Genomic DNA, 13,807 nt, shown 5'->3' on the forward strand with positions numbered 1-13,807 from the left:
AAAACGGCTACGCTTATTACGCGACAGCACTATCACCAGGAGAAAATATGAAGCCTTCATCAGGTAATGAACAGGGTCCTAACGACGTCGAGAGTGAAGAGAAGGATAAGGGCACTGACATCGAAGTCGATGAGGAAGCTTTACCCTCCCGCGCCGCCGCCATCCATGAAGAGATCCGCCAGGATGGGGAAAAGGAGCTGGAGCGCGACGGTATGGCGCTGCTCTGGTCAGCCATTGCGGCGGGCTTATCCATGGGCGCCTCGCTGATGGCGAAGGGGATATTTCAGGTGCATCTGGATGGCGTACCAGGGGCATTCCTGCTTGAAAACCTGGGTTATACCTTTGGTTTTGTAATCGTCATCATGGCGCGTCAGCAGCTGTTTACCGAAAATACCGTCACGGCAGTCCTGCCGGTTATGCACAAACCGACCTGGAGTAATGGCGCTCTGCTATTACGTTTATGGGGCATCGTCTTGCTGGGTAACCTGATCGGGACGGCACTGGGTGCGCTGGCGTTTAATGAGATGCCGATATTTGACGAGGCTACCCGTCAGGCGTTTACCAACATCAGTATGAAGGTGATGGAAAATACGCCCGGCGAGATGTTTGCCAATGCGGTGATCTCCGGCTGGATTATCGCCACCATGGTCTGGATGTTCCCCTCGGCGGGGGGCGCCAAACTGCTGGTGATTGTGATGATGACCTGGCTGGTTGCGCTGGGCGATCTGGCGCATATCGTGGTGGGATCGGTGGAAGTGCTCTATCTGGTCTTTAATGGCAGCATCAGCTGGTATGAATTCTTCTGGCCGTTTGCCCTGCCGACGCTGCTCGGCAACATTACCGGCGGCACGCTGATTTTTGCCCTGATCAGCCACGCGCAGATCCGCAACGACATGAGTGAAGCGGCCGTGGCTAAAGCGAAGGCTGAGAAGAAGAAGCAGGAGAAACGTCGCCAGCGTGAAGAGCAGGAAAAGGCTGAGTAAATCCAGGGCAGGCAGAGCAGATTGAACCACTCTGTCTGCCTTTCTGGTCTGTTTGCTGAAGGCGATTTGCCAGGCGGGCGTCTGAAAAACGTTTACTGGAAGTGTCTGCTGTAAAGAGGGAGTGAAGATTTTAGAGTCGGGGTGCCGCTTCAGTCTGGATGACATCCCGGACTTCAGTACAGCTGTTTTCGCTTTCTGCACGTAACGTTAGCGCGCGCAGAAAACCGGAATTGCTGGCGGAATGAGCAAACGGACGGCGACGTAGTGAATCTCACTGCCTGTTTGCGCTATACTGCGCGCCGCTGTCCTCTTAGTTAAATGGATATAACGAGCCCCTCCTAAGGGCTAGTTGCAGGTTCGATTCCTGCAGGGGACACCAGACCTGCCCTGTACTTAAACCCGCCCTATCAATTAAAACTCTTAATAATCAATATCAAGCCATTACTGACGGCTATCCCCCTTTGCCCTTTTTCTTCTCAGAATCAATAATCATTTGCCGGCCCTGGCTATGTTCTTTAGGCAAATCCATCAACACCAGTGAATGAGTTGTGATTATGACCTGCCAGGTCTGGGTTATTAGCTGGATACCTGTGCTTTAAATATCTTTTTTATTTTAATGAATCCTGTTTTATTTCTGCATAACGGGCAATCAGTTGCTTCAGATGCATCTCCAGCTGAGCTCTGACAGCCGCAGGCAAAGGTTCACCTGCTGGATTTTGTGACAATACCCTTAGCTGCTCTTCAGCCGGTATGGATTGATTAAAGGACTGCATAGCGGAAAAAACGACTGACTTCAGCTCACTGACCGTCAGGTATTTTCCTTTCTGCACATCCAGTGCGTTTAGCCTGTCACTCAGTTTTTGTAGTGTCGCCATTCCCTGAGACCAGCCATTCAGCTGTTCTGTTGGCAATGCGGCAGCATTAAGTTGTTGCTGCCACTGCAGGATTAGTGGCTTAGCCTGCTCCGGCCAAAGTACCCGGACCTGTTCCAGCAACTGTCGACTGTATTCAATATTCCAGTCAGGAGGCAATTTACCCAGCCGGGCAAGCTGCTGCTGTGTTTGTGTTATTAAAACCTGTGGTAACGGAGCTTGCTGACGCGACATATCCAGCTGTTCAGACGTAAGAGGTGCAGGCAATGGAGCCAGTGAGGCTGCAAGCTGAGTCTGCAACGGGACTGGCCGATTAAGAAACTGCCAGCTCCATAGTGTGGCTGTGCTTACCACCAGCATGGTACACATCCCGGCAGCGAAGAATTTCCATTTTTTTCCCTGATTGGGCATTGCCGCCATTGCTTCTGCATTCGCCTGGTGTTCCGGCAGCGCCGCATAAACCCACTTCACTACGCTTGCTGACGTATCTTCAGGCGGACTACCAGCAAGGTCCTTCGTGGATGCTGCGGCACTATTCATCGCGGTGGCAGGCAACCTGATACCTGGCTGAATGTCCGGCCTGGTGCTGGTTATGCCATCGCTGTTTTCCAGCCTGGCAGCACTGTTGTGCATCAAGGTACGTAACGTATCGAGCTGGCTCAGATGCTTAAGCTCCAGGCCCTGCAGCACCTCACCCAGAGCGGTAAGCTGTTGCTCCGCCCGATACAGCTGGCTGAGGTCGCTGTGATTTAGCGGGAGCGAGCGAATCAGTTGCTGTAAACGCTGACTCAGACTACTGAGGATTTTCATGCGGGCATGGACAGGCTGCGGCCAGAGTGCGCCCCACTGATGGCTTATCAGTGCCTCGAGTATCGCCAGCCCTTCATTGAGCCCCAATAAACCAGCCAGTTGCGTACGGGCCAGCGTGTACCAGGACAGCGTCTGTAGCTCCACACCATTTTGTTCAAACAGTGAGAGACAGCGTTTTTCGGCATAACGCCAGTTCACATCCGGGCGAGCCGGATGTGTCAGCTTACTCAGTTCATCACGCAGGGCGGCATAATCCGGTAGCATGCGCGGGTCACCACCGGTTTTGATTTTATGTGGGGGGATGTGATTCATGACCAGTTGTCCATTTTGACGCGTACGGAAATATGGATGATTAACGCTTATGCGGGCATATTCAGAGGAACGGGTACTGCAATACCAGCAGTTATGGCAGAAGCGCCAGAATCAGACTAAAAAAGGTGCTTTCATCAAAACTCTGTCCGGGACGGGATAATGCTCCCGGCGGAGTAAAGGACCAGTCACTGAAATGACCTGCCCGCATGAAAAGGCGCCCCACAGACGTCACACTAGCCTCTGCATGAAGGGTCACTTCCACGCATCCTGTCACGCCCTGACCGTACAAAAATACTGGTATAAACTTTACAGACCGGTCGTCGTAACGCAGGGTGATAGCGGCAATCTCAAAAGTCCCGTCCGCCGCCAGCAGGTCCGTAACAGAGACGATAAATGTTTCCACATTCAATCCGGTACCCACCAGCCACGCATCCATCTGCTCCTGAAGCTGCACCATTCGCAGGCGAAACTCCGCAATATCGGCCTGACTCTTGCTGGTAAACAAGATCGGGGCTGGTTTTCTGGCCTGTAGTTTTTCGAGGAAATGTGATTTTACTGACATGGTATTATCTGGCCTTACAGACGGGTTGTGGTCTCGATATACTGCTGTTGCTTCAGGTGTCTGAGCATCACTCGTCCCTCGGGCATAAACTCGGTGCCGTAACGCACGAGGCCAATCCCCTTAAGCTCAGCATCAATGGCATAACGCAACTCGCCGGGGACGTTCTGCTCCAGCAGGACGACAGTAATTTTTTTCAGACGTGGCTCATATTTGAGCAGGACAGCAGACAGGGTGCCCATCAGCTCATGGGCGGTACCCGGCATGCCCTGCAGTATTTTTGTCATATCGGGCAGGCCATAGTCCGGCAGATGCGCCAGCGTGCCGGCGCGACAGTTGAGGATGCGCTGCATGTTATCCAGCACCGACAGGATGACCTGATTTTGTTCACTGACCTTATGGAGGCTCAGGCCACCAGAAAAATTCCCGCTCAGCATTTCATACAGCGATGGCGTGTTGTGTCCCTGAGGCATTAATCGTCCTTGAGCGGTTGCAGTGTCAGATGGTTATTCCCCGCTTCCAGAATACGCGGTTTATCCGGGTCAAGGTCTTCACGCTCTGTCACCAGCTTCCAGGTGTTGTTGACCATATCCGGGTGACGGAACAGACCCACCACCGCCACAAACTGTGCATCGGCTTCCATCGGCATATTCAGGTTCGCATCTCCACCCGGCTTCACCACCACATCACGGCTTGCCAGCAGGTCAGCTTTCAGGATGGTCTCCCCATCTTTCAGCAACTGCTGGTAGACCATTTTGTCGAAGGTTTTACGGTCTTTTAACTGGTAGACACGGATAATCACCGGCTCAGACAGCGAATTACTCTCGCGCGAATCGGTGTTAAGCGCCTCACGGGCGGTGAAATCCAGGTGCAGCACCTTAATTTTTTTGTAGAACACGGCATTAAAAGCCGATTTGGTGCCATCGGTGATGCCCTGCGTCACCCCGCAACCCACCAGACTGAATGCCAGCAGGGGTAACAGCCAGCGCCTTGTTTTAGTTAAACTTGTACGTAACACGTCGATTTCCTTGTTGTGGTGTCGCGGGCTGTAGGCCGGTGTAGTAACCCAATTCGGTCGTAAAGGTGTGTGGAATATCCTCCGGGAGGCCTTCGTCTTCTGCGCCCAGCACGCCGTTCATGCCGAGCCAGAAGGGGCCTTCACCGAGCGGTGGAGCGGCCAGCAGCCGAGTGCGGGTGGTCAGGGTAATTTTGGCCTTGAATCGCCAGCCAAGGTACACCCGCAGCATCACCAGGAAGTCTTGGTACAGCAGACCATCCGGCTTCCAGCCCTGTGACTCCTGCTCGTTATCGGTGGTGAGCGCAATCAGCAACTGACTATTAGCATCCATGGCTTCTTCACCCAGCGGCGTGTTGCCATCCAGAAGAAAATCGTCATCACCGTAAAAGCCCAGTGGCTGGCTGACCTCTATCGGGCGCAGACAGTAGGGGCTGACCTTCACAGTGGTATCCGGGGCCAGCAGCGTCACCAGCGCCTGCATTCCCTCCTGGGTTTTACCGGGCTGTTGCAGTACGCCCAGCAGTGACAGAAAACGGGATACCGGGGTGGCGATATGCTCTGCAGTGCCCGGAATGCCCAGCCCCACCAGGCCCAGCAGCGACTGCGAAATACTGTCGGTGCCGCCGGGCTCAAACGTGGCCGGGTAAGAGTATTTACGCCAGATGCGGTAAAACTGCGTCAGGATGCGGTGGCTGAAGATATCCAGAAAGCCCTGCAGCGCCTCATGCCCTTCCCTACGCTGGGTGATGTCATCGAGATACGCCGTCGGCAGTGGTGAGTCGACGCCGTACATCCCCATAAAGGTCGTGCGGATGAGCGGTGGCCTGCTGTCATCATCCTCGTCATATTCGACAGCCTTCAGTTCACTGGCAGGGAAACCCATCCCCGGATGCGGCGCAAACCGTACCGGGTCATCTGCCGGATGGCTGGTAGAGCCCATCAGCGGCCTGTCCGGATGGCGCTTCTCCAGTAGCTGGCATAAACGATAAAAGTTGATGCGGTGAAGATCGGCCTCCAGCCGCGGGGTCAGCCGGGAATGCGGCGGTTGTGCTTCTCTTCCCATTCCAGGCGCTCTCCGGTTGGTTGCAGGATGATAATCAGGCGGTTAAACAGATAGATATCCGTGTAGAGCGCGAAGAAGCGACTCAGCATCTCGCCAAACAGGCAGATATCACCCCGCCCGGCAAAGCCGTGGCTGTCGAGCGTCACCTCAATCTGCACGCCGCGTACCAGGTAGCCCTGCTCAAAGCGCTCGGTTTCGCTGTGCTTCACGTCAATGATGGCTTCCAGGCGGCGGCGGTTCATCTCGCTGTCAGTCCACTCGTACAGCGCCAGGGTGCCACGCAGCACGTCAGCGTTGTCCATCATCGACAGGAAGCCGCTGCCAAGATGACTCAGCACACGCCAGTGGAAACGATCCTGTGCCGGGGGATAACAGGGTAACGTTGGCGCACACAGGTTACGCACGCCGATACTAGCCGAGGTGGTTTTCATCACCGTATCAAGCACCGTGCTCTGCAGTGCTCGTCGTGGCAGCTGGCCGTTGGTGCCGGTAAGCGTCAGCGACAGGCTCTCGTCTTCCGGAACGGTGTGGTTATCAAACGCTTCACCGCCGAGGATAAGCCAGGTGTTATGCAGACCTGACGGGCCGCGACGTATACGAGTGTGGTAGTAATATTCCGGCGCTTCATGACGCATCATTCCGCCTTTGTGGCGGAAACTCGAAAACGGCACGTAGGTGTGCTGGCTCGATGACATCACCGAATTCACCGCGTATATCTCGGTATGGCCATCCTGCACGCGCATTGGGCGCAGCATGTATTCGGTCTGCAGGGAGTTGAGCGTCAGCGGGTCGGATTCCAGCGGGAACAGGTTAATCACCGGCACACAGTTCAGGCGCAGATGCTTTTCGGTAAAGCTGAAATCATGCTCCCAGCGTTCCGCCAGTACCACGTCGATTTCAAACCATGGGAGCTCAGCCGGAAAAGCCACGGTCTCCAGCCCACGCAGCCCTGTGAACATGAATTTCTCACGGAAGGTGAAGTACTCCAGCAGCAACTGATAACCACTAAAGCTGCTGCTCCCCTTCGGCCACAGGTCGTCGCCAAAGCCCAGTGCGGTGAAATACCCGTCGAGCGTTCTTCTGTCCATGTCGCCCGGCATCCGCAGCCAGAGGCGCGCTGTGTTCATGGTAAAGGCTTCATGCATCGCACAGGCCAGCGGTGCATCAGCGTTGAAGTAGAACGGGAGCTGGCTGAGATCGACACGGCTCCAGTCGGCCAGATGGCTGCAGTTAAAGCGCAGCGTGATGACCGAACGGCCATCCGGATCGGTCGCCAGTCGGGCACTCTCAAGCGACAACGGCTGAAGGGTAATCTCTTTGGTTGTAGTGTACCGGCAACGCGTGCCCTTCTCACCGATCGGTCGTGAGTTCACCTCAAAGCCTTTGACGATGCGCATCGGCTCTTTCATCTCACGCCAGTCAGGGGTGAACTCCACCACCGACATTGACGGAATGGTTCGCAGGTAATGCGGCCACAACAGGCTGACCAGCCCTTCGGTCAGCTCCGGTAAGTCATCGTCGAGCTTTTCACGAAGACGGCCCATCAGGAAGGCAAAGCCCTCGAAAAGCCGCTCCACGTAAGGGTCGCGCGCCCCCGCTTTATCGAGATTGAGCATTGCCGCCTGCTCGGGGTGAGCACGGGCAAACTCTTCACCGGCTTCCAGCAGATAGCGCATTTCAGCGTCGTAATAACGCAGGGTTAAGTCATCCATAAAAACCTGAATATGTGTGTTTTAAAGGTATGCCGGACGTTTTACCCGCAAAGCACTGCACTGCCGGCCGGATCGAGCGCAATCAGACCGGACAGAAGCAAATCCATCTCGGGCTGAAGCCGTGATTTATCAGTTTCACTGCGTGTGGCTTTCATGCGCAGCAGTCTGAGGCGACGTGATTTCACTTCAAACAACAGTGCTGGTGTCCACTGCGTGAGGGTGATCGACTGTGCGGCATTGTCGAGCTCTCCCAGCAGATGCAGGGCCAGTTCATTTTTGCCCTTCTGCTCGGCGACACGAGCCATCAGCAGACGCAGCAGCCATTTGTCTTTCACGGAATCCGCACCAGGGCGGGTCTGCAGCCAGTGTAGTGTGGCATCCAGACCGTCAGTGTCCGCTTTCTCCAGCGCTTCAGGCTCGAGGGCCAGGATATCGTTATCCGTCTCACTGACAGCACTGACCGGCTCATCCCTCCAGCCTGATATATCGTCCAGCACGCTCTGATTTATCCAGTTCAGCGTGACCTCATCGGCAAACGGCGTACCGTCATTAAAGGCCAGGGTTTCAAGCCCGTTAAGGCGGCGCAGCAGCCCTTTCAGGTCGGCGGCGATGATATCAGCCAGCACATCCTGCCCCGATTTCACCAGGGCCTGATGGATATACCACTGCAAATCCAGCCAGAGGTGGTTGGCGCCGCGTGAAAAAGCGCTGTCGGCCTGCTCCATAATTTCGGACCAGCTCTGCTGCAGATACAGGCGCTTAAGCATGGCCCGCTGGTCTGCACGCGGCGGTTCGATTCGGGTTTTCCCTTGTGCATCCGGAGCAGGAATACTGTGCAGCGTGTCATGACGCAGGCTTTTCATCAGCCGGTGAGCGGCAAGCCAGCCATCAGGTTGCTCACGCAGATATCCGGTCAGTGTACGAGCCTGGGCCAGCAAATCCTGGCCGGAGGTAATGCGGTTCAGAACCGGCGCGCCTGACTCGACCGTGTGCGTGGAGGGCTGTGACTGGGCCTTATTACCGGCGTTCTGCGGTACCACCGCATCCACGCCCCCGCCTTTAATCAGACGGGACTCCAGAGCACTGTATAGCGCATTGAGTTCTGGCCGTGACGCCTCCGGCTCTGTCTCCAGACTGTCACTGATGAGCAGCAGCACTCCGGCGGTACGCTGTGCGTCATCACGTACAACTTCCGGGTAAAGCGACAGACTGTCGAGTACTCGGGCTCCGGCGAGCCATTCCAGCGCCGGTTTACGGCTCCGCTCGCGCTGCGGGTGAAGCTGTGCTCCATAGTGCTGAAGCAATCCCACCAGCAGTTCAAGTCCTTCGGCAAAGCCAGCTTCGCCATCCTGGTGCAGACGTGCCCAACAGTAATAGGTGGCAATCCGGATATCTTTGGCCGTGGTGGTCAGCAGTTTTTCAGCAAGCGTGCAAATCAGACCGGTATCAATGCCAGAGAGCTTGTTGACTTCCTCACGAATACGCTGAAAATCATCGTCATATCCTGGGTCTTCCCCGGTCGGACTGGCAACGCTTACCGGGGCAAGCCAGGGCTGCCAATTTTCTGTGCGTGCCTGCGCCTGTTGTCGCAGCTGAATTTCGTCAGCCTGACAGGCGGCAACCAGATTCTGCAGTATGCTCATTATTCGACACCATCCATGTCACTGTTTCCTGTGTTAGCCATCAGCGCCTGAGCGGTGGCCGCGCTGTCGACACTGAATATCTGATCCGGCAGCGTGAAACCGCGCAGATCCAGCAGCGCCAGCGGACCTTTTCCGAGTTGTGAGCGCAGCGCCCACTGCAGGGTGCGACCATCCGGTGCGGTGAAGCTCATCATCCACTGGCTGCGGTCAAGCTGCTGGCGCTTGCTCTGGTCCAGCCAGCGAATAAAGCCCCAGGTCCCGCTGTAATCCCCGAACAGGCGCGCACCGGCGTTGACGGTGGACCAGGTCAGCATTGCCCCCGGCTTGAAAGTGTCTCCCGGCCAGCGAAAGCTCTGCCACTCCGCCATCTGGTTGAAGTAGTGCAGCATTTGCCCATCAATGGTCAGTTGGGTTTCCACCACCTGCGGTACTGGGCGCGCCTGTAGCTCAAAGCTGATGCCCTGACTTCCATCGGTGAACAAAATGTCTGACAACTGGCTCAGCTGATTTATCGCCCGCAGAAAGCCCGGATTAAAGCTCAGCCCCTGGCTGTTGACCTTATCCGCCACCCACTGGCTGCCCTCTTTGTGCAGCACACCGTTGAGTTCTGTCGTCAGGAAGCGCTCTATACGTCCGCTGTCCTTACGCACAAATTCAGCCAGCATCGGTAAAGAGGCATCACTTTTGCTGGCGGCAAACGGGAAACGTCCGTCAAAGGCAGTTTGCCAGTTCGCGACCAACGAGCGGTTCCATTTGTCATTGAGGCTCGCCGCCGACGGCTGCAGCACCGTTTCCCAGGCCTGAGTCAGCGGCTGGACGAACATCGTGCTGCCAAAACCGCTCCACTCTTCGCCAAGGCTTGCCGAAATCAGACTGCCGTACTGCTGGGTGTCGGTCAGATCCACGCTTTTGCCCTGGAATACGGTCTGCGCCAGAGTCTGCATCATCTCCTGCGGATCAGAGGCACTGGCCACCTGTTGCAGTCGTAGACGCACGCGGGTGATTCGGGTCAGATACGTCTGCAGGCTCAGTGAAGTGTCAGCCGACATAACGTTACTGCCTGTGTTTTTACCCAGAAGCTGAAGCAGCGGGCCAAAGGTTTCATCGAGCGGCCCCTGCGGCCCTGACGCAGACTGGTCAATCGCAGGTTTATCTTTTCCGCCTACGAGATCTTTAGCCGATTTGATGATGGAGTCCGAAAGGCCTTCGCTTTGCTGGCCGGTCTGCCCCTGCCACGCGATGGTGTTCATCAGGGCAATTAGCGGCGACTGGCGGACATCGCTCATCAGCGTCAGCTGGTCGGTCACATCAGCAATGTTGTTTGCCGGATTCCAGTGCAGGCTGTTGAGGAAGCTCAGCCAGCTGCCGGCAAAGTCGGTGAAGTAACGTTGCGTAAGACGTGCTTTCAGAGCTTCCGGTGACAGGTCTGAGGAAACCGCTTTCCGGCTGTCACTCAGCACCCAGTCAATTTCATCCCGGCGGGAATTTGCGGCCTTTTCAATAGCCTGCTGAATGCCCCCTTCCCACGCCTGGCGGGTAAACATGCCTGGTACCACTTCATCAGTGGTGAACAGGCGGCGGGCATCAGTACCGCTGGTTATGTTCTCCAGAGAGACATCGGCAAAGTTACGGCGCACCGATTTGAGCATGTTTTCATACAGCGTACTTTCCGCATTACGGCGGCCAATTTGCTGCAACAGGACCTGGCGGCTCTGGCTGACCAGCTGCGCATCCGGTGTGATTTTCCACTGCGGCTGTTTGGGTAATTCGGAGATATAGAACGCCCATAAATCCGGCGACAGGCTTTGCCACAGGCCGGTTGAGATGCCAATGCGCGTCGGCTGTACGGCTTTCATGGTCTGGGCATAAAACGCACCATCGGTTTTATCCGGACGAGCCATCATCAGCCAGGCTTTCAGCTGGTCATAGCCCGGCTTCGCCAACTGTGCACGCTGGTCGCTGTTGGGGGCAGAATTCGCCAGCAAACTGAGCTTCTGTGCCAGGGCGGCATTGGCCGGGTCGCGTATCAGGCGGTTGTTCGCTACGCCGTACCAGGGCAGCATCGCTTCAAGCAGCTGCTGGCTATGGTCCAGGCCAAAGCGTTGATACAAGGGCGCGCCGTTCTGAATACGGTGCTGCAGGCGGCCAGCGTCATTACGCAGGGTATGCAGGGCCGTCAGCTGGTAATCCGATACAGAAGGATGCTCCACCAGGGCATGAGCCTGCTCAGCAACAGAAACTATCTGCAGGCGGTTGACCACGAACGACAACAGTGTTCCCGCGCCCCAGATACCGATTATGGCCATCAGTGTCCAGGCGAGCGTCTGCTCCCAGGCCATACCGACACGGCGGCCTCGTACACGGGTGCAGTCATCAATAATGCCCTGCCAGGTTACCGGCAGGGTCAGCGCATGGCGTTGTGATTCGGGGATATATTTCTCAGGGTTAGCAGATGCAGCCGCTTCAACCTCAGGCGTTTCAGCGGGTTTATTCTCCGGCAGGCTGAAAATCAGACCACGCAACGGAACGCGCTGCTGAGAACCTGATAACCATGGCACCAGTTGTTCAGTCCAGCGGACGATACCCCCGTCTTTGAGGTACTGACCCAGGCGCAGCAGGAAGTCGTGGCCATTGTTCTCAGCGACCTGACTCACCCCCTGCGTTCGCAGGATCGGCAGCATCAGTTCAAGCTGGCGGGTAATATCGTCAGGCTTAGCACGAAGCGGGAAAGTGGCCCCTACCGTCTGTTCAGGGCGCTTTGCCTGCGACCACTTGCTGTCGCACAGCTGCCACAGCCAGACCGGAGCGGAATAGCGCAGCAGCTCACTGATTTTTTCCAGCCCGCGTAAATCGTTATCGCTGATACGTGGGGTCAGAGTAAGCGACTGCGACAATACGCGAACAATACCGTCCAGCGGGCGCCCTCGACGCAGTTTTCGTAGCGCGGTGTATTTTTCCTTATCAGGCTCAGCAGTCAGTCTGCCGCCGTAAATCAGAACGGTACGGTTACCTTCAAGCCACTGGTGGTGTTTCAGGCCGGGGATCAGTTGTTCGATTGCAGCGTCGTCACCGGTAATCAACAACAGGCGGACCTTGTTGCGCCAGAAGAGGCTATGGCGCGATCGGAGGTGTGTCTTCAGCAGTCGGTAAGTCACTTCGTGGCCCGTAACCTTTGCAGGCGCACGTTTGCGGGATGACGACGGGCTAACCTTATCCTTAATCAATAACCGGAAGGCCATAAACCCCAGTACCAGCATGCTGAGCGCAACTCCCCAGACAATAAAGCCAGAGACAATAAGCGGACGCAGCGTGTCCCATTCCGTTGACCGTTCGGTCGCCCACAGCCACCATGCCACTCCGCCCAGTAGTACCAGTAAAGTGGTCACAGCAATACAGACAGTTGCCGTGGCTGCCACAGAAATGGCAGCAGGCTTATTGACGTTGTCCATCAGGTTTTACTATTCCAGTTGCGAGGGTGTTCATCGGGTCGCGGGCAATCCAGCCGCACGGTTGTTGGTGGTGCGCGGCATAGATTGCCGCCAGGGATAAAACAATCAGAGTTTCCATATCGCCAACTTTCCCCCAGTTGGCATCCTGCAGATGCTGGCTGACATCCCATCCGGTACTCGCCAGCTCCTCAAGGCCGGGTAGGGAAAACAGCGTACAGGCCTCCGGTGGGTCTTTCATCTCGCTCTGTTCCAGTGCACGGGCGAACACGGTGAGCAATATGTCGCCTTGTTCTGGTGAAAAAGTTTCACCACGCGTCAGTTGTACCGGGCCATTAAGTCCGGCCAGCCACAGTGCCGCAGATTCTCCGGCGGGACGTTCTGTGCCTGACTGCGGCGCGATGACCTGACACCCGGCGATCAGTATCGTGTCATCAGGTTTAGCAACGGCAAGCTCACCCGCTATTTCAGCCAGGCTGGCTTCCCCTTGCCAGGGCTCAGGTCGGGCTGGCAGTGCAATGTCCGGAAAAGCGATCGCCATCTGTGTGCGAAATGCCTGCCAGGCGATGTCGGCACCCTGCCAGTAGCAACGCAGCGGTGGAGTGAGGTTTTCTTCACTACGCTGCTTTTGCCACTCAATAACCAGCAGTTCTGCCAGCCGCTTTTCACGAACGGTGGGATCCATAACCGAAATTTGTGGCAGCCTCAGCGCACTGCCGCCGCTCTCTTTTTTTTCCTCCGGCGGGCGTTGTTCACGGTTAAGCACACGCAGCCAGTCAACTGAACGCGTACCTGCTGGCCCCAGCAACAGGCCTTCTTTTAACCAGAGCGGCTGCCGGTGCGCCGCCCACCACTGCTGCTGTTCATATGCCACCAGCTGATAGTAGAAAGCGGCGTTATGCACGCTGACACGGTAGTACAGAATCCGCACAAGCCAGCCAGTGACCGACAGCAGCAGTGTCACCAGGATAACGGCGGCCACCAGAGAGCTGTTACCCTCGGCAGAGGGCAACAGACCGCCAGCACCGCCGCCGATCAACACCAGCAAAGCCGTGGCCGACAGCCACCTTGCGGTACCAGGTGGACGTGCCGTTTTGTACGCCGGATAATCAGGAACGGACCTCACTGGTTAACACCGCAGTCAGGAAACGAGCTGACCAGCGTACAGCCGCAGGCACAGTGGTGACCATGCAGCGCGACGGGCTGTCCATCAACCGTTGTCAATGTGCTACCTTCCGCGATGGTCGTCATGCCGTGTTTGTTACAGCGAACCGGGTCTGCCTTACAGGCAAATCCCTGACCAAAACACTGGTAGTGCCCTCCCAATACCTTGCCACCATACTCCCGCAGACTATCTCCTTTGCGGATGACTTTACTCATCGGCCCTCC

The 13,807-nt window shown here is 56.2% G+C and carries 11 protein-coding genes and 1 tRNA gene; 2 read left to right on the plus strand and 10 right to left on the minus strand.

Features of this window, described 5'->3' with window-relative positions; translation table 11 throughout:
* The first annotated feature begins 47 nt into the window (after positions 1–47).
* The gene (locus HFD94_RS14365) at positions 48–983 is read left to right on the plus strand and encodes a formate/nitrite transporter family protein (RefSeq protein WP_010671426.1); all 936 of its coding nucleotides are present in this window, start codon (positions 48–50) and stop codon (positions 981–983) included.
* Positions 984–1,287: 304 nt separating this feature from the next.
* Positions 1,288–1,362 (plus strand) — tRNA-Arg (locus tag HFD94_RS14370).
* 229 nt (positions 1,363–1,591) lie between these two features.
* On the opposite strand, the gene HFD94_RS14375 is transcribed toward HFD94_RS14370, so the two are convergent.
* The 10 genes from HFD94_RS14375 to HFD94_RS14420 all read right to left on the minus strand — a co-directional run bounded on the left by HFD94_RS14375 (position 1,592) and on the right by HFD94_RS14420 (position 13,798).
* The gene (locus HFD94_RS14375) at positions 1,592–2,977 is read right to left on the minus strand and encodes a VasL domain-containing protein (protein ID WP_089413970.1); all 1,386 of its coding nucleotides are present in this window, start codon (positions 2,975–2,977) and stop codon (positions 1,592–1,594) included.
* 91 nt (positions 2,978–3,068) lie between these two features.
* The gene (locus HFD94_RS14380; protein WP_089413969.1) at positions 3,069–3,539 is read right to left on the minus strand and encodes a hypothetical protein; all 471 of its coding nucleotides are present in this window, start codon (positions 3,537–3,539) and stop codon (positions 3,069–3,071) included.
* A 14-nt stretch (positions 3,540–3,553) separates the two neighbouring features.
* On the minus strand, positions 3,554–4,009 hold the full coding sequence (tssE, locus tag HFD94_RS14385; RefSeq protein ID WP_089413968.1) for a type VI secretion system baseplate subunit TssE: 456 nt from the start codon (positions 4,007–4,009) through the stop codon (positions 3,554–3,556).
* Positions 4,009–4,554, minus strand: a complete 546-nt coding sequence (gene tssJ, locus HFD94_RS14390) for a type VI secretion system lipoprotein TssJ (protein ID WP_089413967.1) — start codon at positions 4,552–4,554, stop codon at positions 4,009–4,011. Before tssJ ends, tssE begins: the two co-directional genes overlap by 1 nt.
* Complete coding sequence (gene tssG, locus HFD94_RS14395) at positions 4,532–5,617, minus strand: type VI secretion system baseplate subunit TssG (RefSeq protein WP_167433237.1); 1,086 nt, start codon at positions 5,615–5,617, stop codon at positions 4,532–4,534. The genes tssJ and tssG overlap by 23 nt, the downstream gene beginning before the upstream one ends.
* Positions 5,581–7,329 (minus strand): type VI secretion system baseplate subunit TssF, encoded by a 1,749-nt coding sequence (gene tssF / locus HFD94_RS14400; protein ID WP_167433238.1) that lies wholly within the window; start codon positions 7,327–7,329, stop codon positions 5,581–5,583. The genes tssG and tssF overlap by 37 nt, the downstream gene beginning before the upstream one ends.
* 41 nt (positions 7,330–7,370) lie before the next feature.
* The gene (gene tssA, locus HFD94_RS14405) at positions 7,371–8,972 is read right to left on the minus strand and encodes a type VI secretion system protein TssA (protein WP_163798828.1); all 1,602 of its coding nucleotides are present in this window, start codon (positions 8,970–8,972) and stop codon (positions 7,371–7,373) included.
* Positions 8,972–12,421: an ImcF-related family protein gene (locus HFD94_RS14410; RefSeq protein ID WP_167433239.1), complete on the minus strand. Its 3,450-nt coding sequence runs from the start codon at positions 12,419–12,421 to the stop codon at positions 8,972–8,974. Before HFD94_RS14410 ends, tssA begins: the two co-directional genes overlap by 1 nt.
* On the minus strand, positions 12,405–13,544 hold the full coding sequence (locus HFD94_RS14415) for a hypothetical protein (RefSeq protein WP_167433240.1): 1,140 nt from the start codon (positions 13,542–13,544) through the stop codon (positions 12,405–12,407). Before HFD94_RS14415 ends, HFD94_RS14410 begins: the two co-directional genes overlap by 17 nt.
* Positions 13,541–13,798 (minus strand): PAAR domain-containing protein, encoded by a 258-nt coding sequence (locus HFD94_RS14420; protein WP_167433241.1) that lies wholly within the window; start codon positions 13,796–13,798, stop codon positions 13,541–13,543. Before HFD94_RS14420 ends, HFD94_RS14415 begins: the two co-directional genes overlap by 4 nt.
* Between the last annotated feature and the right edge of the window lie 9 nt (positions 13,799–13,807).

Origin of the sequence: Pantoea sp. EKM20T, from assembly GCF_011800485.1 — a bacterium.
GTDB classification, from domain to species: Bacteria; Pseudomonadota; Gammaproteobacteria; order Enterobacterales; family Enterobacteriaceae; genus Pantoea; species Pantoea agglomerans.